This window comes from Parabacteroides sp. PM6-13 (genome assembly GCF_029892605.1).
Lineage (GTDB): Bacteria > Bacteroidota > Bacteroidia > Bacteroidales > Tannerellaceae > QVMG01.
In genome coordinates, this window is sequence record NZ_JARXWF010000006.1 from 67,726 (window position 1) to 93,972 (window position 26,247).

Here is a 26,247-nt window from a genome sequence, read left to right on the forward strand (position 1 = left end):
ATGATGGAAGCTTCAGTTAAACCACCTGTGTTACGATGTCTGGTAGTCGATGATGAGTCGTTTGCTATCGAAGGAGTCGTAGGATTGATTCAGAAAGTAAATTATTTAACCGTTGTCGGAACCTGCTCTTCGGCTATAGAAGCTTCTGACTTCCTTCGTCGGGAAGAGGTTGATCTTATGTTCCTGGATATCAATATGCCTGATCTGACCGGCTTGGAGTTCCTGGAATCATTAGACAATCCGCCTATTACGATATTCACAACGGCTTATTCCGAATATGCCCTGGATGGTTTTCGTTTGAATGTGGTTGATTATCTGTTAAAGCCTATTAGTTTTCAACGTTTTTTTCAGGCTGTTCAAAAAGCGCTGGAGCTATACACCTCCCGCTTGACGATCCATCATAATACGGAGGAGATACCTTCCGATATGTACATCCGCCAAGGGGATTCTTTTATAAAAATATCCTGGGAAGATATTCTGTATGTGGAGAGTATGCAAAACTACCTAAAGTTGCAGTTTAAGGACAAATCGTTTGTGATTCATCAGACTATGTCGTCACTGGAAGAGATGCTTCCGCGTGACGCGTTCTTTCGTATTCATAAATCCTTTTTGGTCAATGTGGCTCATATAGAATTGATCAGTGGTGGTCGCGTGTTTGTAAACGGGAAAGAGCTACCACTCTCGAAGCATCGGCGGGAGGAATTGTTTAACACCGTGGTAAACAATAAGCTGATCAGCAAATAGGAAATACAACACAACAAACAGGACGTATTTGTTCAAAAAAGAGGTAAATTCGCAACTTCTTATAGAACGAATAATTATGTCTGAACAGAAGATACTGACTCCCCTTATGTTTGCCGGAACGGGCAGTGATGTGGGAAAGAGCGTGATTAATGCTGCTTTCTGTCGCATTTTCCTGCAGGATGGATATAAGCCGGCTCCTTTCAAAGCACAAAATATGTCGCTTAACTCCTATGTAACACACGAAGGACTGGAGATAGGGCGCGCACAAGCGGTACAGGCCGAGGCGGCCGGTGTGCCTTGCCTGGCGGATATGAACCCGTTATTATTGAAACCCTCCAGTGATAAGGTCTGCCAGGTGGTGTTGCATGGGAAACCCTCCGGCAATCAAGAGGCCTATACCTATTTCAGCCAAGAAGGGAGGGATGAGCTGCGTAAGGAGGTCTATGAGGCGTTCGATCGCCTGCAGGCAGGCTACAATCCGGTGGTCATGGAAGGGGCAGGTAGCATTTCAGAGATCAATCTCCGGGAGGTGGATCTGGTGAATATGCCGATGGCAATCTATGCCGGAGCGAATGTGATCTTAGTAGCGGATATCGACCGTGGAGGGGTGTTTGCTTCGGTTTATGGATCGGTTATGCTGTTGACACCAGAGGAGCGTAAACACCTGAAAGGGATTCTGATTAATAAGTTCCGGGGAGATATCCGGCTCTTTGAATCGGGCGTGAAGATGCTTGAAGAGCTCTGTGGCATTCCTGTGATTGGAGTAGTCCCTTATTATAGAGATATCTACATCGAAGAGGAGGACTCCGTAATGTTGCAGACAAAGAATCTACAGGCGGCTCACCATAAGGTAAATGTTGCGGTTGTATTGCTTCGTCATATGTCTAACTTTACCGATTTCAACGTATTGGAACGTGACCCGCGTGTTCATCTCTACTACACAAACAACCATGAAGAGCTGGAGAAGGCGGATATCATCCTGCTACCGGGAAGCAAGAATACGCTTGGTGATCTGTATGAGCTGCGTCGGAATGGAGCGGCACAAAGCATTCTGCGGGCCAGTAAACGGGGCGCAACCGTTGTTGGCATTTGCGGTGGCTACCAGATCATGGGACAGGAGGTGTATGATCCCGAACATATCGAAGGAGGGATCGAGCGGATGCCGGGGCTTGGACTCTTGCCGGTCGTCACACGGATAGAAAGCGAGAAGACCACCCGACAGGTAAGATTCCGGTTACTTGACAAAGAAGAGATATGCGAAGGCTATGAAATCCACATGGGCACCACCCTGCCGATCGAAGGTCAACCGGACTCTCCGCTGAACCGCCTGGAAGAGGGCAAAGGAGAGGGCTATTTCCTTCACACAAAGTGTTTTGGCACCTATATGCATGGGATCTTTGATAATCAGGCAGCGATCGACTACCTATTGGCGCCTTATGCTGAGAAGCTCCAGGGTGCTCCATTCGATATGAAAGCCTTTAAAGAGGAGCAATACAACAAACTGGCCGACCATGTGCGCCGACATGTGAATATGGAATTGGTTTACCGGATAATGGAAGAACAACCATGATACAGGGACATGGAGATGATATCCACCACTATGCCGGCCGGATCGTAGCTAATTTCAGCTCTAATATACGCAGCGTGCAGGATATGCCGGATTTGCATGCCTACCTCGCTACCCGCCTGCCGCTGATCCATTCCTATCCGGAACCGGAGGCGGAGTCGCTTCGGGCCTTATTAGCCGGGAAGCTGGGGATAGAGGAGGCCTGCTGTTGCGTGACCAATGGCGCAACCGAAGCGATCTACCTGATCGCAAAAGCGTTCGAAGGTAGTAGAACAGCGATAGTAGTCCCAACATTCAGTGAGTATGAAGATGCCTGTCGGATACATCAACATACCCTCTCTTTCTATGATAAGCCGGAAGAGATAAATCACTCTTCCATGGATTTAGTCTGGATCTGCAATCCAAATAACCCGACGGGCAGGGTGTATGATATCGATCTGTTGAAGGATATGGTAGAGAGAAATCCGCAAACCTGTTTTGTGTTTGATCAGTCTTATGGGCATTTTACGCATAAAGAGGTCTGGGATATACCGAAGGCAACAGGCTATCGGAACCTGATCCTTCTTCATTCTATGACCAAGCAGTATGCCATTCCCGGTTTGCGCCTGGGCTATCTGACGGCTCACAGGGATAATATTGCCAATATAAGCCTCTACCGGATGCCCTGGTCGGTGAATGTGTTGGCTGCAGAAGCCGGGAAATACCTATTGGAAAACAAAGCGAAGCAGCCTGAGTCTACCTGCCTGGAAGAGGCTAAACGTCTACAGCAGGCATTGCAAGAGATAGAAGGACTGACGGTCTATCCTACCGATACCCATTTCTTTCTATGCCGTTTGAAAGATAGAAAGGCTGCCGCATTGAAGGAATACCTGATAGAGGCGCAGGGATTATTGATCCGAGATGCTGCCAACTTCAGAGGATTGGATTCCTCGTATTTTCGGATAGCGGCTCAATCGGAAGAGGATAATAATCTGTTAATAAAAGCCATACGCGAATGGATCTGATCTGTTACTTTCGATTGATTCCGCTGTTGATGGGGTGGATAGCTGACCGGTTGTTTGGAGATCCGCCTGTCCTACCGCACCCGGTGGTTGGTTTCGGAAAGGTGATTGCCTGGGGCGAGAAGAGATTAAACAACGGCAAGAGACGAAAGGCGAAAGGGGCCTATTTCAGTATCTCCCTGATCCTATTGAGTTTTCTATTGATGTATGGCCTATTGGCGATTCATCCGGGTTTGGCTGTTATCCTTTCCGCTATAGTCGTCTTCTATTGCCTTGCCGGAAAGACCTTAGAAGATGAGGTTCGTCAGGTCTTTGTAGCAACAGACCGATCGCCGGAAGAGGGAAGAAAGCAGGTGGCCCGTATTGTTGGGCGCGACACCTCCGGGCTCTCACCTCAGCAGGTACGAACGGCAGCCCTTGAAACCTTGGCGGAAAACCTAAGCGATGGCGTGATTGCTCCATTGTTCTGGTTCCTGGTGCTGGGCGTGCCTGGTATGTTTGCCTATAAGATGGTAAATACGCTCGACTCGATGATTGGATATAAGAATGAGCGCTATAAAGACTTTGGCTGTTGGGCCGCCAAAATAGATGATATAGCCAATTATATTCCGGCTCGTCTGACGGCTGTTTTGATGGTTATCGTCAGTGGGAAGCCATCCCTGTTTGCTTTTGTACGGAAACAGGGGCGTAATCATGCCAGCCCAAACTCCGGCTATCCGGAAGCCGCTCTGGCCGGCATATTAGACTGCCGCTTCGGAGGGCCGAACAGCTATTTCGGCAAACGGGTCGATAAGCCCTATATCGGCGAACGGGAAAGGGAACTGACTACGATGGATATGCAACGTGCCATAGAAATAAACCGCCGGGCAGAAATCGGCATGCTGTTGTGTGTTATTATCGTTCTAATTGTGTGTACTTTTGTGGGTCTTAATAGATAATGCATGAAAAAGATTATTCTGATAACCGGTGGACAACGTTCAGGCAAGAGCCGCTTCGCGCAAGAGAAAGCGCTGTCGCTGGCTGCCAACCCTGTTTATCTGGCCACCTCCCGTGTATGGGATGAGGAACATCGCCAACGCATCGAGCGACATAAGGCCGATCGAGGGAACGAATGGACAACCATCGAAGAGGAGAAACAGCTAAGCCGCCATCGCTTTTCGGACGGTGTGGTGTTGATCGATTGCGTTACCCTGTGGGCTACCAACTTCTTCTTTGATCTGCAATCGGATGTAGAGGCCTCTCTCAGCGCCTTAAAACAGGAGTTTGATCTCTTCACCGATCAGGATGCCACCTTTATCTTTGTGACAAATGAAGTGGGCATGGGCGAGATGTCTGCCCATGAGCTCCAACGTAAGTTCGCCGACCTACAAGGTTGGCTCAATCAGTATATGGCCGCCCGTGCCGACGAGGTGTATCTGATGGTGGCGGGTATTCCCATGCAAGTGAAATAACAAACCTAATAAAATAGACAATGATACGATTCACAATCGAAAAACCGAACGACGAGATACGTCCTTATCTGCAGGACAAAATAGATAACCTAACAAAACCTAAAGGCTCCTTAGGCGTGTTGGAAGACTTGACCATGCAGATTGGTTGGGTACAGCAAACACTCTCGCCCCAATTGAATAAGCCGATGCATATTGTGTTTGCCGGTGATCATGGCATTGCCGCCGAAGGCGTTAGCCCCTCTCCGCAGGAGGTTACTTATCAGATGGTAGCTAACTTCTGGGCCGGAGGTGCCGGTATCAACTTCCTGGCACGGCAGCATGGGATTGACCTGAAGGTGGTCGACGCGGGGGTGAATTATGACTTCAAACCGGGTGATCCGATTATCGACAAGAAGATCCGGAAGAGTACGCGCAACTACCTGCACGAAGCGGCTATGACACACGAAGAAATGGCGCTTGCCCTGGAAAGAGGAGCGCAGTGTACGGAGGCCTGCTTCGAGGAGGGCTGTAATGTGATTGGATTCGGGGAGATGGGTATTACCAATACATCCTCTTCTTCGCTCTGGATGAATTGCTTGACAGGCATTCCGTTGGATAAGTGTATTGGTGCGGGTTGTGACTTCACCGGCTCCATTATTCATCATAAATTCAATGTACTCAGCCAATCCATAAAAAACTATACCGGAGATGGATCGGTAGAGGATATTATGCGTTACTTTGGCGGGTATGAGATGGTTATGGCAGTTGGTGCTATGTTGAAAGCCGCTGAACTGAAAATGCTTATTCTGGTAGATGGTTTTATTATGACCAACTGCGTATTAGCCGCCTCCAAGCTCTATCCGGAGGTGTTACACTATTGTATATTCGGACATCAGGGAGATGAAGCCGGACACAAACTATTGTTAGATTATCTGAAAGCCTCCCCCATTCTTAACCTGGGCTTCCGCTTAGGCGAAGGGACAGGTGCCCTCTGTGCCTATCCGATCATAGAATCGGCAGCCAGAATGATCAATGAGATGCATTCATTCAAGAAGATACAGGTAACCAAGTATTTCTGATATGCTGAAAAGTATTCTGGCCTCTTTTGTATTCTTTACCCGGTTGCCTCTCTGGCGGCTGAAGGCGTTTCAGGTGCCGGCAGATTCTTTCAGCCGGGTAATCAACTACTGGGCAGTGGTCGGATGGCTTACCGGAGGGGTTATGGCGGCTACCTTATGGCTTGGGGCGCAGGTACTGCCTTATCCGATTGCGGTGATGCTTGCCCTGTTGAGCCGCGTCTTGTTGACAGGCGGTCTGCATGAAGACGGCCTGGCAGATTTCTTAGACGGTTTTGGTGGTGGAAACACGAAAGAGCGGATCTTAGCCATTATGAAAGATTCGCATATCGGCACCTATGGGGTGATCGGGTTGATCTTTTATTTTCTATTATTCTATACCATATTGACAAACCTCCCCTACCCGCTTGCCTGTTTCGTTCTGTTGGCTGGTGATCCGCTATGTAAATTCATTGCCTCACAGGTAACCAGTCTCCTGCCTTACGCCCGGACGGCCGCCTCGAGTAAGGCCAAGATCATCTACAAAGGAAGCAGCCCCGGCGCCTTATGCCTTTCTGCATTCTTCGGATTATTTCCGCTGTTCTTATTCCTTGATATGCACCTCTGGCTTGCCGCCTTTGCTCCTATCGCACTGTTTTTCTTTTTAATCTTCCTGATGAAAAAGAAGATAGAGGGCTATACCGGCGATTGCTGCGGTGCCCTCTTCCTGTTGTGTGAGATCTCTTTTTATTTAGGGGTTTCTTCCCTATATTTGTAGATATGAAAGTTTACTTAGTACGCCATACGGCTGTTGGTTGCCCTTCGGGCATGTGTTATGGGCAGACGGATGTACCTCTGAAAGAGACCTTTGAAGAGGAGGCTGCCGTTGTAAAAAAGAATTTGAGCGGTATCATTCCCGATGCTGTTTACTCCAGTCCTCTAAGTCGCTGTCGTCGGTTGGCCGCTTTTTGCGGGTATGCCAATCCGGTGTTAGACGATCGTTTGAAAGAGATCCATTTTGGTGATTGGGAGACGCAGCTATGGGATGATATGGATATGTCGGCTTGGGAGAAAGACTGGGTACATACTCCGGCGCCCAATGGTGAATCGTTTATGATGATGTATGAGCGGGTAGCTAATTTCTTTGATGCGTTGAAAGCCAATGAAGACTATCAATCCGTAGTTGTTTTCGCACATGGCGGTGTAATCAGTTGCGCCCGTGTCTATTTTGAACAAGCGGATATCCACCGAACCTTCGAACTGATGCCCGCTTACGGTGAGGTTGTCGCGTTCGCGTATTGATCGTTAGCGTCGCTTACTCCTGGGGCGGAAAGAGGTATTTCTCTCTGCCGGTTTGCCCGTTTTATTTTGTCCGGCTGCCGGTCGGGCGGTTTGTCCTTTGCTCTGTATAGGTTTTCTTTTTGCCTGATCGGGCATTTCCTTTTTCCTTGAAGCAGGAGAAGGCGCGGAGCTCTTCTTCTTGGTAGAGGTGCTTTGTATTTTTGTGGATGTGGCGATTTTACGATAGAGTTCTTCCGTCTCAGCTGCGGTCAGGTTGCGGTATTGTCCTGTCTTCAGGTTACCCAGGTGAATATGCATGATGCGTATCCGTTGTAGTTTGGTCACGGTGTATCCCAGGTATTCACACATACGGCGGATCTGGCGATTGAGACCCTGACGCAATACGATCGTGAAGGTATTGGGACCTTTCTGCGTCACCACACATTTACGAGTCACCACGCCCAAGATAGGCACCCCTTTTTGCATCCGTTGCACGAAGTCGGCCGTAATCAATTTATTCACCGTCACGATGTATTCTTTTTCGTGATTGTTGTCGGCACGCAAAATCTTATTCACAATATCTCCCTCGTTGGTCAACAGGATCAATCCCTGCGAGTCCTTATCAAGACGTCCGATAGGGAAGATACGCTCCTCATGCCCGATAGCGGTCGTGATATTATTCTTTTCGTCGGCGTCTGTGGTGCTGACAACCCCGACCGGTTTGTTATAGGCAATGATAACCGATTTAGCGGTTCGCCTGATCTCTTCTCCAAAGATCTTTACTGTTTGCCCCGGCAATACAACGCTTCCCACCTCGGCTCTTTTGCCGTCGATGGTCACTTCACCCTGTTCTATATATTTGTCGGCTTCGCGGCGCGAACAATATCCGCTGTCACTAATGAATTTATTGATTCGTGTCTGCATAATGATTTTGAAGAATTTCTTTATCGATTGCAAAGGTAACATATAATATTTGTGTATTTTAACAAAAACCTTTACTTTTGATAGTTCTATACAAACAAGTATTAAAGGTGCAATACGGCATGAGAAACCTTCTTATTACAGCTATCCTGTTGTGTGTGTCATGGTTAAGCCCTGCGGCCTATGCTGTGAATTATACTTTTCGGGGGATCAATATGTCGGATGGGCTTTCAGATTTATTGGTCAATGCCATCTACAAAGACTCCGAAGGCTTTATCTGGCTGGGCACGGATAATAGCCTCGACCGCTTCGACGGTGTCGGTATCAAGCATTATCCGATAGGTGGCACCGACCTGAAGAAGAAGCGCGTCAATGTGATTCTGGAAGGAAAAGAAAAACAATTATGGATAGGCAATAATACAGGACTCTGGCAGTTGAACTCTTACCTCGACCTGCCTGAAAGGCTGTTTGCCGAAACAATCGATTGTCCGGTCTATTCGCTTTATTACGACGAAGCAGGTGTGTGGTATGTAGGTACCGAGAAGGGATTATTTATCTATGAGAAAGACAAACTACATCATGTTCCGCTGCATGAGAATATCTTCTCGGCCGCCAATAAGGTGACGGGCATTCAAAAAGGCGAAGCGGCAGTTTTGTGGCTGACAACCGCCGACGGCTTATGTAAATACAGCTTGGAATCGGGTGATGTCTCTTTTTATTATTCCACTTTCGGGTTGTCGGGAGAAAATATATTTCAACACATCACACGCATTGATCATACGCTCTATATGGGCACGCAAAACCAGGGCATCTTCTCTTTCGACATCACGACCTCGACCTTCAGCCGTTTACCTGATGTGGGGAGTAATATTATCTCTGCCCTATCGAGTGATGGGAAAGAGAATCTATATGTAGGGACAGATGGCTATGGCGTGCATTTCCTGTCGCACAAAGAAAAGAGAGTGACCCGCTCTTTTATTCATAACGCGCAAGACAAAAGCTCTATCCGTTCCAATTCGGTCTATTCCCTATTGGTCGACCGCGAAGGCATTGTTTGGATCGGATACTACCAGGCCGGCTTCGATTACAGTATGTACCAGAACGGGCTTTTCCAGGTCTATGCCATGCCTCCCGCTTTCGACAGCAAGAACCTGGCAGTACGTTCTTTTTATATCGACGATCAGGTAAAGATTATCGGCACACGAGACGGACTCTATTATATCAATGAGACCACCGGACAGACACGGCTGTTTCGTCAACCCGAACTGCGTTCCAACCTGATCCTGTCGATCACCTGTTACGATGATAAATACTATATAGGCACGTACGGCGGAGGGCTTTCCCTAATCGACCGTAAGACCTTACGTCTGGAGCCCTTTCAGATCTCGCGCGATGCTATCTTCCGTAACGGGCATATCTTCTGTCTGAAAAAAGACGCGCAAAATGTGTTGTGGATCGGCACCTCGGATGGTGTCTATGCCTATGATTCGGCCCAGCATGAGATGCGCTGTTTTACACATACCAATTCGCAAATGCCGGAGGGCAATACCTACGATGTATTCTTCGACTCAACGGGAAAAGGATGGATATGTACCGATAATGGCTTGTCGATGTATGACCCCTCCTCCAACAGCATGCGGTCGACGGTCTTCCCAGAGGGCTTCTTCCATAAAGAGAAGATCCGTTTTGCCTTTGAAGACAGCGATAAGAAGCTCTATTTCCTGCCCGACAGGGGTAGGTTACTCACGTCTAATCTCTCTATGACCATCTTCGGCAGCTTACCGATTCATCCTATGCTGCATGGGAATGCCTACACAACGATCATACAAGACAAGGAAGGATGGTTTTGGCTGGGCAGCGACGACGGGTTGATCCGCACCCGGTTTGAAGACAGCAAATATTATTTATTCAACTTTACGGATGGCATACCCGATCCGATCTTTATGCACCATCCGGCTTATAAAGACGAAAAAGGAGTGCTCTGGTTCAGCAACAACAAAGGGTTATTATATGTAGACCCCGGGCAGGTCGATAGTCTTAAGCGCAACCCCTACCCGATCGTTCTTACGGATGTACTGATAAAAGGGAATCCGATCTCTTCCGAACGATTAAACCGGGCAAAGACAGAGAATGTATTGACTCTCAAAGAAGAAGAGAATAACGTAGGTTTCCGTTTTGTCAATCTCTCTTATAGCGATCCGGCCTCTATCCTCTATAATTATAAGCTTGATGGCGTCGATCAGGAATGGAAGGTGCTTACCGGGGAAAATGGCGTCAGCTATTACGATCTGAAACCGGGGAAATATGTGTTCCATATACGCATCGCCGGTGATGAACAGACGGAAGTCTCTTTTGATCTGAAGATAGGCTCCTGGCTCTCTTCCGCTTGGGAATGGGCATTAGGATTTGTTATACTGTTATTAATCGCCTTTCTGCTCTATCAGCTCTACCGCTCTCGCCGGTTTATTTATGAGCAAATACTCTCGCGGAAGAACAAAGAACCGGAAGAGGATACATTGGATCCGAAAGCAGATGAGAAATATAAGACAAACCGCTTGAGCGAAAAAGAGTGTAAAGAGCTCTACAAAAAACTGCAAAACTATATGGAAGAGCAGAAGCCCTATATCAATTCCGAATTGAAGATAGGCGATCTGGCAACGGCTATCGAGGCCTCTTCCTATTCGTTGTCCTATCTGTTTAATCAACATATGAACCTTTCCTATTACGACTATATCAACCAATACCGGATTGAAGAATTCAAACGTTTGGTGGTCGATCCGAAATACAAGAAATATACGCTAACCGCCTTAGCCGGTTTGTGCGGATTCAGTTCCCGCTCCTCCTTCTTCCGCTCTTTCAAAAAAGTGGTAGGAATTACGCCCAACGAATACATCCAAAGTCTCGGACTTCAAAACGAAGAGTGACTCATCAGCAAAACGGCGGATGAGCTCTTTACCTATCCGTCGTGAGACAAATAACACCCTTTGTTTGCCATTTTTGTGTCAAATAATTATTTGACACTCGCTGCGTTACACATCCTATTCCATTGCATATCAGTCTGTTTTATTTTTATTAGTCCAATAGAATGAGGTGGGATTTATTCCGCCTCTTTTTTCATGGTCTTGACTCTTTCGCCCCATATATTTGCTTTCGAAAACTGTCCAAAAAGAGGCGTAGACAGTTTGAAGTTATACCTGAAAACAATCCACATTATGGGAAATACGATCAACCATTCGGACACTCTTCTGGCAACTATTTACGAAAAATATCATGCCGATATTCTTCATTATATACGATACCGCATCACGCATAAATATGAAGCGGAAGATCTGACGCAGGATGTATTTATGCGTCTAATGGATTGTCGGCAAATGCTCCGCCCGGAGACGGCACGTTTCTTTTTATATACGATCGCGCGTAACATAGTGATTGACTATATCCGTCGCTATTATAAACGCCAGGAGATCGATTATTACCTGCATGAAACCATGCAGACCTACTCCAACGAAACGGAAGAGAGCATTCTGGCGAATGATATTCTTCGCTTGGAATACCGGAAGATGAAGACCTTCCCCAAACAGCGCCGCCTGGTTTATTACCTGAATCGTTACGAAGAATGTAGCGTTCCTGAGATATCCGATCGCCTGAACCTAAGCCGCAGAACGGTAGAGAACCATCTGTTCATCGGGCGAAAAGAGATCCGCTCCTATGTCAAGAAAAGTGTGTAAAATATATGTAACAGTACTAATTCATTAAATCTGATAAAGCTTATGAAAACGTAAAAGTAAACAGGCATGTAACATGCAAAGTGAATGTATTAATCTCTTAAGTCGTGAAATTATTAAAACCCAAAAGAATGAAAGATCACAAAATCTTTTTTAAATTTTTTATCGTATGTGTTTCGATGCTGATAACAGTATCAGCCATGGCACAGAACAAAAGAATTAGCGGTACAATAGTCGACGCCACAGGCGAAGCCGTCATTGGCGCCAACGTACAGGTGAAAGGAACAACCATAGGCTCGATATCCGATGTCGATGGTAACTTCTCCTTCGAAGCCCCCCAAACGGGAACGTTAGTAATATCCTATATCGGATACAAAACACAAGAACTTGCCTTAGGCAAAAACATTTACACCATCACCTTAGCTGAAGACTCGGAAGTGTTGGATGAGGTGATTGTGGTAGGGTATGCTACGCAGAATAAGGGTTCTTTGACCAGTGCGATTACGCAGGTAAAGGGAGATGATGTCTTTAAGAGCAAAGGTATTGCCAATCCCTCTGTTGCTTTGCAAGGTGAAGTGGCTGGTTTGACAGTAACACGTAGTAGTACTCGTCCGGGTAGTGAAAACGCTGCCATGAAGATTCGTGGAGACATCTCTATCAATGGTAATTCATCTCCGTTAGTATTGATTGACGGGATGACCTCTTCTCTGAATGAGTTGAACGCAATGGATGGAAATGACATTGAGACCATTACCGTATTGAAAGATGCTTCTGCTGCTATTTACGGTTCCCGCTCGGCATCTGGTGTTGTGTTGGTAACGACCAAACGAGGAAAAAAAGGGAAAGCACAAATCACCTATAACGGTTCATTCAGCCGTACAATTGACGGGATAAAGCCTCCTTTGGCTAATCATAAACAGTGGCTGGATATGTTTTATGATGCTCAATATCAGGATGCGATTGCCAATAATCCGCAGTATGCCAATAATCCGGAAGAGATTCATAGCCGCATCAACTGGTGGATATTCAATAGCTTCGGTGGACAAGACGTTGAAACAGGAGAATCCTATTCGGGTGAGTCTTTGTTTAATGCCCTGCGTAGCGGAAAGATATTGACGCTTCGAAGAGGTCAAAACATCGATCGCTGGCAGCCCACCTCATTAGTGGATGAGATGTACGGACAAGGCACATCCCACAAACATACGGTTAGTATTTCCGGAGCAGATGATAAGTTTGCTTACCGCGCCTCTTTGAATTACGCAGACAATAATTCGCAATTCAAATTAATGGATGACGGGGAAAAGAAATACGGTGCCCGCCTAAATATGGATTATCAGGCCACAAAACTATTGAAAGTTGAGACTGGCATGTCGTATGAAAGACGTGACATTACGACGCCTTACGATTATGCTGGACGCGCTTGGGAAGACCCTTGGTTCTGGCCGATATACAACGAAAACGGACAAGTGTATGATACTTTTAGCGGAAACCGTAACCCTGTGGGTGTTGCCGGCAAAGACGGGGGACATAAAAAGAATAACTATTCAACGCTCCGCGCCAATGTAAAAGCGACTCTCGACCTGAACGATTATCTGGAAGGGCTTTCTTTATCTTTCCAGGGAAGCTATAAAGAAGCAAGAAAAGAGTACCAGGAATATAGAAAAAAGGTACAATACTATGACTGGGCAGGTACCCCAACAGGAAACAGAAACGGCCCAGGGCACTTGAAAGAAGAGATAGAAAAATGGACAAACTATAACTTAGGGGGCTTCATTAACTACAACCGTACTTTTGTAAAGAAACATACGGTAAAAGCTATGCTGGGTATGACAGCTGAGAATGAAGACTACAAAAAAATCTCTGCTTCACGTAATAATGGCCCGATGTACGCAGGATCCGATCTGGTTGACCTGGAAACCATGCTGAGCCATACAAATAATGGTGCCGGTGGAGGACAAAGCTCTTGGGCTCTGCTTTCATATATCGGACGTTTGAACTATGAATACGATGGTCGTTATCTGCTTGAAGTATTAGGACGTCGTGACGGTTCTTCCAAACTATCAATCAATCAACGTTGGAAAAATTTCTACTCCGTATCAGGAGGTTGGATTGTTACTAACGAAGCCTTTATGGAAGGTACTTCCGACTGGTTAAGCCACTTGAAAGTGCGTTATAACTATGGTAAAACCGGTAGTGTAGAAGGTATCGGCAATTACGAACGTTATGCCACGTTGTCATCGGGAAGTGTTTTATTTGGAGAAAGTCCTACCAACCAGACACTCATCCGCTTGGGCGGTATGACATCCGATCAGCGTACCTGGGAAACCATTAATTCGCATGATGCCGGTATTGATTTCGGATTCCTTAATCAGCGTTTGACCGGTTCGTTCGACTACTTCCAGAAGAGCAATAACGGCATGTTTATCCCGGTGGTTTACCCGGCTATCATGGGAGCTTCCGCGCCGAAAACAAACAATGGTAAATTCCGTACGAAAGGTTGGGAAATCGAATTGAATTGGAGAGACAAAATTGGTAACGTCCAGTATAACATCGGTGGATTCCTGGCAGACGCCTCTTCCGAAGTAGTGAGAATCGAAAACAATGAAAATGTTCCTAATGCGGGACTCAACTCCAACCGCTTGGAAGGAATGCCACGTCAAGCCATTTATGTCTATAAAACAGATGGTATCTTCCAAACACAGTCTGAAGCCGATGCCTATTATGATCAGTATTATTGGAACGAAAACCGTACAGGACCTAAGGCAGGCAATATTATACCAGCACCAAGAGAAACCGGCACAAACCGTTTGCGCCCGGGTGCTCGTAAAGTAGTTGATGCCAACAACGATGGCTCTATTACCACAGAAGACTTGGTATATGCTGGAGATGCCGCACCGCGTCTTACTTTTGGTCTCAAAATGGGACTGGAATGGAAAGGTATCGACTTTTCTGCCTTCTTCCAAGGGGTAGGCAAGCAGAACATCCTCCGTACCGACCGCCTGGCTTATCCCTGGCAGGCCAATTATACCGGAATCAGTAATGTCTCTTACGGAAAACAGTGGACTCCGGAAAATATGAACACAATGTACACAGTGGCTTCACGCGACAACTCATTCAACAACTGGAACTATTGGGCCAAAGATGTCATGGTACAGAAATCCCGTTATATCCGCTTGAAATCACTGATCGTAGGATATACAATTCCTCAGAATATCACGCGTAAAGCAGCACTCGATAGAGTAAGGGTTTATTTCTCCGGAGATGACTTATGGGAGTGGACAAAAGTAAAAGACGGATTCGACCCGGAAGCCGGTACAGGTTCAAACGACACCTTCCCTTTCAGCCGTCTGATTTCTTTCGGTATAGACGTAACATTCTAATAACTACAAAAAATCATATTGTATGAAATACATTAATAAATTATTCATATTAGCTACCGCAGCGGTATCGTTATGCGCATGTAGCGACTTTCTGGATAAAGAACCATTGTCACAGGGTACAGAAGCTATCTTCTATAAAACACCTGAACACTTTATACAGGCGGCCAATTCGCTTTATGATATAGAAGGTTGGAAAGACTATGACGGAAAAGCAACCTATTACAAGATGGACCAAGGCACGGACATCTCCGGTTTTGGCAGTAATGGTGGCGGCTCTGTGGGTGAAGGTGATTTCCGCTGGAATAAGCCCTACGAATATATCCGCAAATGTAATATTGTCTTGACAAAAGCAGCCGCCTATGAAGGAGCACAGGAAGATATTGCCTCCTCAGTAGGAACAGCATTATTTTTCCGCGCTTGGCAGCATTTCTATCTGTTGCAGTATTTTGGAGGAGTACCCATTGTTGAAGAGATCATAGACGTAGCTACCCCGGTGTTGTATGGCCCGCGTAATAGCCGTTATGAAGTGATTGACTTTATCATTAAAGACTTACGGGAAGCAATTAAAAAACTGCCACAGGAAAAGAACATTGTAGCTTCAGATAGAGGCAAAGTGAGCCAAGAAGCGGCTAAATCATTCCTGGCAAGAGTATTGCTTTACGAAGCCACCTGGGAGAAATATGTTCCAACCATTGGTTACGACCTGGATGGTAATGGCTCTTCTACTGGTGCGGGTACAACTAAACCGGCCGGTTATCCTTCTATCACCGATATGTTGACAGAAGCAAAAAAAATGTCGAAAGAGGTAATCGATGAAGCAGAAACAGGCACATACCAACTCTGGCAGGAATGTGATTCGTTGAGCTATTTCTACTTGTTCAACCTCGATGATAAAGGAGGAAATATTGCCAATCCTTGGGGAAAAGGAAAAGCGACAAACAAAGAGTTTATTTTCACTAAAAAGTATGACTTCGACCTGCTTAAAGGAGGTATTAATATGTCGCATACGGTATACACCTGGCAAGCATCAAATATCAGTACTGTATTTGGAGAATCTTTCCTTTGTCGAAACGGATTGCCTATCCGGGTAAGCTACACCGGCAATATGGCAGACGCACAGGACAATCCGCAATTTGGTGGATATAAGGACTTCATGGATGAATATCAAAATCGGGATTATCGTTTTACCAGCTGTACATTCCTGCCCGACCGTCCGGTATGGACAAGTCGCGCCGAAGATGGTCGTCAGCTGACAGAGTTAGGCAAAGCTTATCCGGATCCGGTATATCCGGCTCCGTCAGATGTCTATAACGCGAATGACCCGGCTTATAGCAGCAAACTGGCAGTATTCACTCCGCTGATCGGACTCAATAGCACACATAACGGTTATGGCAGCCGTAAGTTTGGCGTTGAGGGAGCAAAGCGTAACAGTGAACAGGAATCGGCCGACTATCCACTTATCCGTTTGGCAGAAGTTCATTTGATTTATGCTGAAGCTACTTGTGAACTGGGTAATGGAGCCATCTCCGACGCAGACCTTGATTTCTCCATTAATAAGAACCGTGCCCGCGCCGGTGTGGCTCCATTGACAAACGCTTTGATCGCGAATGTTTGGGATGCTGGCTATTGGGATCACGAACAAAACAAAACGATCTGTAAAAAGATGAATATGATGGACGAAATCCGTCGCGAACGCGCATGCGAACTCTTTGCGGAAGGATTCCGTGAAAATGACCTGAAACGTTGGGGTATTGCTCACATCAATTTGAAAGGTCAGAAACTGGGACGTAAAATTTACGGCACAGCTTATATGACGGCTAAAGCAAATGATGCAACCTATTTCGGACAAACTGCTTACGATCCAAGTGTTCGTCCGACGCAATACGGCATTTATGAAGGCACAGGCCCGAACGACCCTGACTACGGTCGTCCTATCGCAACACTGCCTGCCAATACCTTGTATTCACAACGTGATTATCTTCGTCCGATACCACTGGGACAAATTCGCTTGAATGAGAATTTGGCACAAAACCCCGGTTGGTAATTGTGTAAAAACTATACTTCATACTAAAAGGGTTGCTCTTACGGGCAACTCTTTTTTTGGTATGACAGGCTTATTCCTATTTGCTTTGAGTAGTAGGTTCAGATCACACAGATTACACAAGGGTTTATATTCAAATGGGAGAAAAGGGGAAGGTGGCTTTTGGCACAGATTGCACAGATTACACAGTGTTAAATATTCAATCGGAGAAGACGATAAAGGCAAGCAATCGTAGATTGCTCCGCTCTGTAGCCAGTTGCCTCAGGCTGCTGGTCTTCAAATGGGAGGGGAGGGGAAGGTTGCGGGGAAGCACGCCGCAGGCGTGAGATTATACATAACCGTATGCAAGCGTAGCGCAGCTTACGGTAGTGAATCCTCTATATAAAAAGCCCCGCATGGGGCGGGATTGTGACAGATCTCGCACCTGCGGCGCTTGATTGACAGGGAGTCGCTATACCGTAAGCTGCGCTGCGCTTGCATACGGTTATGCATAATCTCGCGCTTGCAGCGCGCTCTCCACCTTCACATCTTGCAATATCTGAAGACGCTCCTATCTCCTATCTCCTATCTCCTTCACATCTTCCAAAATTTGAATCCTTCCCCTTTACATCTCATCTCCTTTGCTTTACACTACGCTAAGCAATTTACAATTCACCTTTCCATTTCTTAAAACCTTACAATCCGTAAGTAGCTATTCTTTTTGGAGAATTTGCAAGTAGCATTTTGACATTTCGGCGGGAGTATTTTTCCAAAAACGTAGGGGTATTTAAAATTAGTCAGGCGAGTAACACTTTTTAACGTATCATATTGTAAAGCAAAACCGACTTTTTGCTGACAGTATGTATTTTTTCGACTAAATCATCCTGTTTTGGGGATAAGAGAAAAAACGACGCTATTTTTAACAACTTGATTTGAAGGATTTATGTATTTTTGCGCCAATGGAAATACAGGAATTGCTCAAGTTATATACTACTCACCCACAACTATCCGCCCTTCATACTTTGTTGCAGCAGAACGATACGCGCAACATTTTCTTAAAAGGGCTTCATGGTTCGGCTGCCACAATGGCATTTGCCTCTCTTTTTAGCCAAGGTTCTCATTCTTTTGTCTGTATCCTGAACGATATGGAAGAGGCGGGTTATTTCTACCACGACCTGATGCAGCTGGCATCGGGCGAGGAGATCTATTTCTTCCCTTCTGCCTACCGGCGGTCCATCAAATACGGGCATATCGACGCTGCCAACGAGATATTGCGTACCGAGGTGCTCAGTATGCTGCAAAGCCCGCCCAAATCGTTTGTGATTGTCACCTACCCCGACGCGTTAGCGGAGAGAGTGATTGCCCAAGAGGTGTTGAAAGAGAATACGCTGAAGATACATGTAGCGGAAAAGCTGGATAATATTTTTGTGTCCGATGTATTGGATAGTTATGGCTTTGAGCAGGTCGACTATGTGTATGAACCGGGGCAATATGCCTTGCGCGGTAGTATTCTCGACGTATTCTCCTATTCGCACGAATATCCTTACCGCATCGACTTTTTTGGCGATGAGGTAGAGACGATCCGTACCTTCGATGTCGAAACCCAGCTCTCGAAAGAGAAATTAGACAGTATCTCTATCGTCCCCAAAATAAGCACCAGCAGCCACGCGAAAGCCTCGCTATTGCAATCGCTTCCGGCAAACGCGCTCTTGGCGGTCAAAGATCTCGCCTGGTGTAAAGAAAAGGTGAAAGGCATCTGGATGGAAGAGCCGATGCAGGCTGACGAAGACTCCTTCGCAAGCCAGGAGAGTATGCGGCGCAAACTGATTCCGGACGATGAATTTCTACGCGCTGTCGTCGAATTCAAGCGGTTGCATTTTGGTACCCGCCCGATGGGAGTAGCCGAGGCAACCATCACCTTCGCGACCCAGCAGCAACCGATCTATCACAAAAACTTCGACCTGGTTAGCAAATCCTTCCAGAGCTATCTCGAACAGGGCTACACGCTTTACATCCTGAGTGACGTGGAGAAACAGGCGAAACGCATACAGGCTATTTTTGAAGACCGGGGAGATAATATCCCGTTCACGTTTGTCAACCGTACGGTTCACGAAGGGTTTACGGATGACACCCTGCGCGTCTGTCTGTTTACCGACCATCAATTGTTTGACCGTTTCCACAAGTTCAGCCTGAAAAGCGATAAGGCGCGAAGCGGTAAAATTACGCTTTCGCTCAAAGAATTGAATCAGTTCACCACGGGCGACTACATCGTGCATATCGATCATGGCGTAGGGCAGTTTGGAGGCTTGGTGCGTATGGAGATCAACGGCAATATCCAAGAGGTCATCAAACTGATCTACCAAAACAACGATGCGATATTCATTAGTATCCACTCCCTGCATAAGCTATCGAAATACAAAGGGAAAGAAAGCGGCGAAGCCCCGAAACTGAACAAATTGGGCACGGGCGCCTGGGAGAAGATGAAGGAACGGACCAAGTCGAAGATGAAAGACATTGCCCGCGACCTGATTATTCTCTATTCCAAACGCAAACAGCAGAAAGGATTCTCCTACAGCCCGGACAGCTTTATGCAAAACGAGTTGGAGGCCAGCTTTATTTACGAAGACACCCCGGATCAGACGCGTGCGACCAACGATGTGAAGATGGATATGGAAGCGGAACGCCCGATGGACCGATTGATTTGCGGTGATGTAGGCTTCGGAAAAACGGAGGTAGCGATTCGCGCGGCGGCGAAGGCGGTGGCCGACAACAAACAGGTGGCCGTATTGGTGCCTACGACAGTATTAGCCTTTCAGCACTTTCAGACATTCACAGAGCGCTTGAAGGACTTCCCTTGCCGCATCGACTATATCAGCCGTGCCCGCTCGACCGCGGAGGTGAAAGAGACGCTCAAGCAGGTCAAAGAGGGAAAGGTCAATATACTGATAGGCACCCACCGCATCGTAAGCAAAGATGTGCAGTTCAAGGATCTGGGTTTGTTGATTATCGACGAGGAGCAGAAATTCGGCGTTTCCGTGAAAGAGAAATTGCGGCAGATGAAAACGAATGTAGATACGCTCACGATGACCGCCACACCAATCCCGCGTACGTTGCAGTTCTCCCTCATGGGGGCACGCGACCTGAGCAATATATCTACCCCACCCCCCAACCGCTATCCGGTGCAGACCGAAGTGGAACGTTTTAACCCGGAGATTATCCGCGAAGCCATCAATTTTGAGATGAGCCGCAACGGACAGGTGTTTTTCATCAATAACCGCATACAGAACATACACGAGATCGAAGCCCTGGTTCGGCGCGAGGTGCCCGACGCACGCATTGCGGTGGGGCATGGACAGATGGATCCCAAGACATTGGAGAAGATCCTATTCGATTTTGTCAACTATGAATACGATGTGTTGATCGCCACCAGCATTGTAGAAAGCGGTATCGACGTGCCCAATGCGAATACGATCATTATCAACAACGCGCATCAGTTCGGGCTCTCCGACCTTCACCAGTTGAGGGGACGCGTAGGGCGAAGCAACCGCAAGGCCTTCTGTTACCTCCTCTCCCCGCCTCTCTCTTCACTGACCCAAGAGGCACGACGCCGATTGCAGGCGATCGAGAACTTTGCCGAACTGGGCAGTGGTATTCATATTGCGATGCAAGACCTCGATATTAGAGGTGCCGGTAACCTCTTGGGAGCCGAACAAAGCGGGTTTATTGCCGATTTGGGCTACGAAACCTATCAAAAAATATTAGAAGAGGCTGTAAATGAGTTGAAAACTGAAGAATTTTCCGATCTTTACAGCGAATCCGCCGGGCAAGTGCGCAACAGCGGACAAAATTATGTGCGGGAGACATTTATTGAAAGCGATCTGGAACTGATGTTCCCTCCCTATTATATCCCTAACGACTCCGAGCGTATATCGCTTTATCGTGAACTGGATAATATGGAACAGGAACGGGATATCCAGGCGTTTGTCGAACGATTGAAAGACCGCTTCGGGAAGATACCCAAAGAGGGGAAAGAGCTGATCCGCGTGGTGCGTCTGCGTCGTATGGCAAAATGCTTGGGCATGGAGAAGATCGTATTGAAGAAAGAGCAGATGTCTATCTATTTGGTTTCTAATATGGATAGCCCGTATTACCAAAGTGATGCTTTCGATAAACTGATCGCTTATATCCAGAAATATCCCCGGATGTGCAACCTGCGGGAGGTGAACGGAAAGCGAAGCATTACGATCAAGCAGGTAGACACCGTGGAGAAGGCGTGCGTGATACTGGAAGAGATGGAACAGATGCCTGTCACCATCCGCTAAGAGAGGAGATAAACACCTCTTATTCTATGACAAAAGAGAAAGAGTAATTATTCAATCAACTAAGTATAAGTGCTATTATCATGAAAAAAACATTAGTAGACCTGTTTGAAGGTTCGGTAGCTCAATATCCGAACAACACATTTTTGTTGGAGAAAACAAAAGACAAGTTTGAACCCACTACTTACACAGAAGTAAAAGAGCAGGTTTATGACCTGGGAGCCGGCCTGATCGCCTTGGGGGTGAAGAAGGGCGATAATATGGCCTTATTAAGCGAAGGGCGTAACGCCTGGATTATCGGTGAATTATCGATGTTTTACGCAGGTGCCACCAATGTCCCCCTCTCTATCAAGCTGGAAGAGGCAAACGATCTACTCTTCCGCCTTATTCACGCGGAAGTGAAATATATCATGGTTTCAGGCACGCAACTGAAAAAGATACGAGCCATTATCGATCAACTGCCTCTGGTAAAAAAGATCATTGTGTTCGATGAGCAGGAGATATACGAAGAGAAAGAGATCACCCTGCGCGAGGTGAGCGAGATGGGTAAAAAATGGTTGAAAGAACACCCGATGGAAGAGTTTCTTTCTATTAGCCAATCGCTTCAGAATGATGATCTTGCAACGATTACTTACACCTCCGGTACAACTGCCGATCCAAAGGGTGTCATCCTGACGCATCGCAATTATACGGCCAATGTCGAGCAGTCGTTGACCTGTATGGATATCGATAGCAGTTGGCGCACCTTGATTATTCTTCCGCTCGACCACTGCTTTGCTCATGTGGTGGGCTTCTACATCTTCATGTCGAAAGGAGCCAGCGTGGCGACGGTGCAAAACGGCAAAACAGGTATTGAGACATTGAAAAATATCCCAATTAACATCAAAGAGGTAAAACCCTACCTGATCCTGAGTGTGCCTGCGCTGGCTAAGAACTTCAAGAAGAACATCGAACAGGGCATCCGCGCACAAGGCAAATTGGTGACCAGCCTGTTTGAGTCGGGACTCAAAACCGCTATCAACTACTACGGTGATAGCGATAGCGAGCATGGACGCGGCTGGCGCTTCATCTTGAAGCCGTTAGTAGCCCTCTACGACCGGGTGATTTTCCGGAAAGTGCGTGAGAACTTCGGAGGGGAGATGCGTTTCTTTGTTGGTGGCGGCGCGCTGTTGGATAAAGACCTGCAGAAGTTCTATTACGCGATCGGCATCCCGATGTATCAGGGCTATGGCTTGAGTGAGGCTACCCCGGTGATCTCCACCAACGGACCACGTCGTTATCGCTTCGGCAGTAGCGGGGTATTGGTGCAGCCGCTGGAAATGAAGATATGCGATATGGATGGCAAAGAGCTTCCCTTGGGCGAAAAGGGCGAAATGGTCGTGAAAGGCGAAAATGTCATGGCCGGCTACTGGAAAAACCCGGAATCGACGGCGGAGACAATCAAAAACGGTTGGTTATATACAGGAGATATGGGCTATATGGGGAAAGATGGCCTGCTCTATGTCTTAGGGCGCTTTAAGAGCCTCCTGATTGGTAGCGACGGAGAGAAATACAGCCCTGAAGGCATCGAAGAGGCGATGGTAGAACACTCTTCGGCCATCGATCAGATCGTGTTACACAACAACCAGGACCTTTATACAGTTGCTTTAATCGTTCCGAATAAAGAGGTATTAAAGAGAGAGTTATCTCATCAGAATCTATCCTTAGAAACAGCAGAAGGAAAGGCTGCCGCCATCACGATTATACAGAAACAGATAGACCGTTTCCGCAAAGGGGGCGACCTATCGTATATGTTCCCGGAGCGTTGGTTGCCAGCCAGCTTTGCCGTGCTTCCGGAACCCTTCACCGAACAAAACGGGCTGGTGAATAGCTCACTAAAAATTGTTCGTGGCAAGGTAGAGAAACTGTATGCCGACCGCCTGGAGCATCTCTATACCCCGGATGGAAAAAATCCGCAGAACGAAAAGAATCTGGCCTCTTTATAGCTATGAAATAGCACGTAGATGACCGCAGATACTTTATTTTTATAAAAAATCATCTGCGGTCATCTGCGCTTTAGTCTGCGTCATCTGTGTGCCCTCATATCATCGACTAAAGAATCTGATTCGTCAAAACACGGATTACTTTAGCCTAAATAGCATCATATAAGCGACAGTATCAGGTAAATAATGTACCTTTGCGGGCGTAATAGATTTGATGAAAAGGAGGCATGAAGAATAGGTTTCATATACGGAGGTTGATTATTTTGATATTACTGGTGGCAACAGGCACCGCCCTATTTGCACAAACGGTAACCAAAGCTGCCGGAACCGTAAAAGACGCCATCACCAAAGAGCCTGTATCGTTTGCTTCCGTCCTGTTTGAAGGCACGACGACCGGCATTATGACCGACGACAACGGCGCCTTCAGCCTGCAAACCACCGGCGATCAAACCACCCTGGTGATCAGCTCACTGGGCTACCAGACCCAAAAGCTCGCCCTACCCCAGGGGAGAAATAGCGAAACACTGAATATACTCCTCCATCCCACTTCGTATGAAATAGAAGAGGTAACTGTTCGTCCGAAACGGGAAAGGTATTCACGCAAGGATAATCCGGCCGTCGAGCTTATCCGCCAAGTGATCCAAAACAAAGACCAGAATCAGATTGAATCGAAAGAGAATTATAAGGTTGAGGTCTATGAGAAGCTCGCCTTGGCCCTGGATGATTTCGATCCGAATATGGAGAAAAACATTTTTTGGAAGAAGTTCAATTTTGTAAAGAACTATGTCGACACCTCCGTTATTACCGGAAAGCCTATTCTCACCCTGTCGGTTCGCGAAAATATATCCGATCAATACTATCGGAAAAGCCCCCGTTCGGAGAAGCTGATCACCAAGGGACAGCGCGTAGAAGGAGTAGATCAGACCATCGATGACAATGGTACACTGACGGCTAACCTGGAGGAGCTGATCAAAGGAGTCAATATTTTCGATAATAATATCGAATTATTACTCAATCGTTTTGTCAGCCCCCTCTCCTCTACCCTGGGCGTATCCTATTATCAGTATTACATCATGGATACGCTTGACATCCGGGGCGACCGCTGTGTCGATCTGGCGTTCGTGCCTGTCAATAGCGAGAGCTATGGCTTCACCGGCAGACTCTATATCACGCTGGACGGGAATTACTCTGTCAAAAAATGCCTACTGAACGTACCTCGCCATATCAACCTGAACTGGGTGGATTTCCTGCAGATCGAACAGGAGTTTGAACGGGCGTCCGACCAGACCTGGGTGTTGGCGGAAGAGAACACTTATATCAACTTCTATGCGATCAAAGGAGCGCAGCAGCTCTACGCCCATAACTACCGACACTTTGATAAATATGATTTTGCCCCTGCCGATGCCGATTCGGTGTTTGGCCTACTGGGATCGATCCATAGCCTGCCACAGGCGGCTCTTCGTCCCGACACCTTCTGGGTGAACAACCGGCATACGCCGCTGCGCGAACAAGAAAACGCGTTGACAGACCTCTTGGAAGAATTCTACAAAGTACCGGTATTCAACGTATTGGTAAAAACTATTGAAGTATTGGTTAGCGGATATATACCCACCAAGCCGGACAAAAAAGAGAGTCTGTTCGACTTCGGCCCCATGAATACCACCTTTAGCTCTAACCGACTGGAAGGATTCCGTGTCCGTGTAGGAGGGATGACCACAGCCAATCTGCACCCACGCTGGTTTGCCCGCGGATATCTGGCGTATGGGATGAACGACAGAAGATTCAAATATAACCTAACCCTAACACATAGCTTCAACAACAAGACATACCACGAGTTAGAACGCCCGCTCAACAACCTGTCGTTCGTTCAGGAGTACGATGTATATACCCCGGGGCAGGACTTCCTGTTTACCAGCAAAGACAATATGTTTGTCGCCTGGAAAGTAGGTGAGCCCATCACCAAAATGGAATATACCCGCCTTTCGATGCTTCAATATGAGAAAGAGTGGCTGAACGGGCTTCGGATAAAAACCTGGATACAAAACAAGAATAAGGAAGCTGCCGGAACGCTGCGGTATAATGAATATGCGACAAACGGTCTGTTGCGGAACATCCACGATATCACCACCTCGGAAGTAGGACTACAGTTGCGCTTTGCCCCGGGCGAGAAGGCTTACAACAACCGCTCAGGGAAAGAATCAGCCTTCAAACTGGCAAAAGACGCTCCCGTCCTCACGCTTTCCCATCAGATCGGCATAAAGGATTTCTTAGGAGGCGACTATAACTATCACCACACGGAACTAAGTGCCGAAAAGCGAATCTGGCTCTCTTCTTTCGGACATATCGATGCCAAGGTGAAAGCCGGGAAGCTCTGGAACAAAGTGCCTTTCCCTTTGTTGATCATGCCGAACACCAACCAGTCGCTTACCATACAACCCGAAGCATTCAATATGATGAACGCCTTGGAATTCGTAACCGATCAATATGCCGCCTTCTATGTGACCTATTACCTGAAAGGCTGGATATTCAATCGGATCCCGGTTATCAAATGGCTGAAACTACGCGAGGTGGTCTCCATTAGCGGTATCTACGGAGGCTTGACCGACAAGAACAATCCGTTGATCAACCCCACCGGACTCTTCCAACTGCCCGACGAAACACGTCCTTTAGGCTCGAAGCCTTACCTGGAAGCCAGTGTCGGCATAGACAATATACTCAAAATTTTACGCGTTGATTATTACAGACGACTCACTTATCTGAATGAACCGAATGTACACAAAGGAGGTTTCCGGATAGCGCTTCGATTCACGTTCTAAGAGAGA

General features: G+C 46.9%; 16 protein-coding genes. 15 read left to right on the forward strand and 1 reads right to left on the reverse strand.

Annotated features, from left to right (window positions below; all coding sequences use genetic code 11):
• From M2134_RS07415 to cobC, 8 genes are all read left to right on the forward strand, one after another.
• A complete protein-coding gene (locus tag M2134_RS07415; RefSeq protein ID WP_280752086.1) occupies nucleotides 1-744 on the forward strand; it encodes a LytTR family DNA-binding domain-containing protein in 744 nt (247 codons plus the stop codon).
• A 76-nt stretch (nucleotides 745-820) separates the two neighbouring features.
• Nucleotides 821-2,314: a cobyric acid synthase gene (locus M2134_RS07420; RefSeq protein WP_280752087.1), complete on the forward strand. Its 1,494-nt coding sequence runs from the start codon at nucleotides 821-823 to the stop codon at nucleotides 2,312-2,314.
• The gene (locus M2134_RS07425) at nucleotides 2,311-3,315 is read left to right on the forward strand and encodes a threonine-phosphate decarboxylase (RefSeq protein ID WP_280752088.1); all 1,005 of its coding nucleotides are present in this window, start codon (nucleotides 2,311-2,313) and stop codon (nucleotides 3,313-3,315) included. The genes M2134_RS07420 and M2134_RS07425 overlap by 4 nt, the downstream gene beginning before the upstream one ends.
• The gene (gene cbiB / locus M2134_RS07430; RefSeq protein ID WP_280752089.1) at nucleotides 3,306-4,250 is read left to right on the forward strand and encodes an adenosylcobinamide-phosphate synthase CbiB; all 945 of its coding nucleotides are present in this window, start codon (nucleotides 3,306-3,308) and stop codon (nucleotides 4,248-4,250) included. Before M2134_RS07425 ends, cbiB begins: the two co-directional genes overlap by 10 nt.
• Before the next feature lie 3 nt (nucleotides 4,251-4,253).
• A complete protein-coding gene (gene cobU / locus M2134_RS07435) occupies nucleotides 4,254-4,763 on the forward strand; it encodes a bifunctional adenosylcobinamide kinase/adenosylcobinamide-phosphate guanylyltransferase (RefSeq protein ID WP_280752090.1) in 510 nt (169 codons plus the stop codon).
• A 20-nt stretch (nucleotides 4,764-4,783) separates the two neighbouring features.
• Nucleotides 4,784-5,821: a nicotinate-nucleotide--dimethylbenzimidazole phosphoribosyltransferase gene (gene cobT, locus M2134_RS07440; RefSeq protein ID WP_280752091.1), complete on the forward strand. Its 1,038-nt coding sequence runs from the start codon at nucleotides 4,784-4,786 to the stop codon at nucleotides 5,819-5,821.
• Nucleotide 5,822: 1 nt separating this feature from the next.
• Nucleotides 5,823-6,575: an adenosylcobinamide-GDP ribazoletransferase gene (cobS, locus tag M2134_RS07445; protein ID WP_280752092.1), complete on the forward strand. Its 753-nt coding sequence runs from the start codon at nucleotides 5,823-5,825 to the stop codon at nucleotides 6,573-6,575.
• Nucleotides 6,576-6,577: 2 nt separating this feature from the next.
• Nucleotides 6,578-7,099: an alpha-ribazole phosphatase gene (gene cobC / locus M2134_RS07450; RefSeq protein WP_280752093.1), complete on the forward strand. Its 522-nt coding sequence runs from the start codon at nucleotides 6,578-6,580 to the stop codon at nucleotides 7,097-7,099.
• A 3-nt stretch (nucleotides 7,100-7,102) separates the two neighbouring features.
• On the opposite strand, the gene rluF is transcribed toward cobC, so the two are convergent.
• A complete protein-coding gene (gene rluF, locus M2134_RS07455; RefSeq protein ID WP_280752094.1) occupies nucleotides 7,103-8,002 on the reverse strand; it encodes a 23S rRNA pseudouridine(2604) synthase RluF in 900 nt (299 codons plus the stop codon).
• 119 nt (nucleotides 8,003-8,121) lie between these two features.
• On the opposite strand from rluF, the gene M2134_RS07460 reads away from it, so the two are divergent.
• From M2134_RS07460 to M2134_RS07490, 7 genes are all read left to right on the forward strand, one after another.
• The gene (locus tag M2134_RS07460; RefSeq protein WP_280752095.1) at nucleotides 8,122-10,923 is read left to right on the forward strand and encodes a two-component regulator propeller domain-containing protein; all 2,802 of its coding nucleotides are present in this window, start codon (nucleotides 8,122-8,124) and stop codon (nucleotides 10,921-10,923) included.
• A gap of 288 nt (nucleotides 10,924-11,211) precedes the next feature.
• Nucleotides 11,212-11,727, forward strand: coding sequence for a sigma-70 family RNA polymerase sigma factor (locus M2134_RS07465; RefSeq protein ID WP_280752096.1), 516 nt, complete (start codon nucleotides 11,212-11,214; stop codon nucleotides 11,725-11,727).
• Nucleotides 11,728-11,924: 197 nt separating this feature from the next.
• The gene (locus tag M2134_RS07470; protein ID WP_280752097.1) at nucleotides 11,925-15,104 is read left to right on the forward strand and encodes a TonB-dependent receptor; all 3,180 of its coding nucleotides are present in this window, start codon (nucleotides 11,925-11,927) and stop codon (nucleotides 15,102-15,104) included.
• Between the two features lie 22 nt (nucleotides 15,105-15,126).
• Complete coding sequence (locus tag M2134_RS07475) at nucleotides 15,127-17,148, forward strand: RagB/SusD family nutrient uptake outer membrane protein (RefSeq protein ID WP_280752098.1); 2,022 nt, start codon at nucleotides 15,127-15,129, stop codon at nucleotides 17,146-17,148.
• Between the two features lie 935 nt (nucleotides 17,149-18,083).
• A complete protein-coding gene (gene mfd / locus M2134_RS07480; protein ID WP_280750102.1) occupies nucleotides 18,084-21,446 on the forward strand; it encodes a transcription-repair coupling factor in 3,363 nt (1,120 codons plus the stop codon).
• A gap of 80 nt (nucleotides 21,447-21,526) precedes the next feature.
• Nucleotides 21,527-23,428, forward strand: a complete 1,902-nt coding sequence (locus tag M2134_RS07485; protein ID WP_280750103.1) for an AMP-binding protein — start codon at nucleotides 21,527-21,529, stop codon at nucleotides 23,426-23,428.
• 224 nt (nucleotides 23,429-23,652) lie between these two features.
• Entirely contained in the window at nucleotides 23,653-26,241 is a 2,589-nt protein-coding gene (locus M2134_RS07490) for a DUF5686 and carboxypeptidase-like regulatory domain-containing protein (RefSeq protein WP_280750104.1), read from the forward strand.
• Nucleotides 26,242-26,247 lie beyond the last annotated feature (6 nt).

What these genes read in the sequence shown, in the direction of transcription:
- cbiB (WP_280752089.1), top strand. Translation starts at nt 3,306, where the DNA reads ATGGATCTGATCTGTTACTTTCGATTGATTCCGCTGTTGATGGGGTGG.
- M2134_RS07485 (WP_280750103.1), top strand. Translation starts at nt 21,527, where the DNA reads ATGAAAAAAACATTAGTAGACCTGTTTGAAGGTTCGGTAGCTCAATAT.
- cobU (WP_280752090.1), top strand. Translation starts at nt 4,254, where the DNA reads ATGAAAAAGATTATTCTGATAACCGGTGGACAACGTTCAGGCAAGAGC.
- M2134_RS07425 (WP_280752088.1), top strand. Translation starts at nt 2,311, where the DNA reads ATGATACAGGGACATGGAGATGATATCCACCACTATGCCGGCCGGATC.
- cobT (WP_280752091.1), top strand. Translation starts at nt 4,784, where the DNA reads ATGATACGATTCACAATCGAAAAACCGAACGACGAGATACGTCCTTAT.
- M2134_RS07490 (WP_280750104.1), top strand. Translation starts at nt 23,653, where the DNA reads ATGAAGAATAGGTTTCATATACGGAGGTTGATTATTTTGATATTACTG.
- M2134_RS07470 (WP_280752097.1), top strand. Translation starts at nt 11,925, where the DNA reads ATGGCACAGAACAAAAGAATTAGCGGTACAATAGTCGACGCCACAGGC.
- M2134_RS07415 (WP_280752086.1), top strand. Translation starts at nt 1, where the DNA reads ATGATGGAAGCTTCAGTTAAACCACCTGTGTTACGATGTCTGGTAGTC.
- cobS (WP_280752092.1), top strand. Translation starts at nt 5,823, where the DNA reads ATGCTGAAAAGTATTCTGGCCTCTTTTGTATTCTTTACCCGGTTGCCT.
- M2134_RS07420 (WP_280752087.1), top strand. Translation starts at nt 821, where the DNA reads ATGTCTGAACAGAAGATACTGACTCCCCTTATGTTTGCCGGAACGGGC.
- rluF (WP_280752094.1), bottom strand. Translation starts at nt 8,002, where the DNA reads ATGCAGACACGAATCAATAAATTCATTAGTGACAGCGGATATTGTTCG.
- M2134_RS07465 (WP_280752096.1), top strand. Translation starts at nt 11,212, where the DNA reads ATGGGAAATACGATCAACCATTCGGACACTCTTCTGGCAACTATTTAC.
- M2134_RS07475 (WP_280752098.1), top strand. Translation starts at nt 15,127, where the DNA reads ATGAAATACATTAATAAATTATTCATATTAGCTACCGCAGCGGTATCG.
- cobC (WP_280752093.1), top strand. Translation starts at nt 6,578, where the DNA reads ATGAAAGTTTACTTAGTACGCCATACGGCTGTTGGTTGCCCTTCGGGC.
- mfd (WP_280750102.1), top strand. Translation starts at nt 18,084, where the DNA reads ATGGAAATACAGGAATTGCTCAAGTTATATACTACTCACCCACAACTA.
- M2134_RS07460 (WP_280752095.1), top strand. Translation starts at nt 8,122, where the DNA reads ATGAGAAACCTTCTTATTACAGCTATCCTGTTGTGTGTGTCATGGTTA.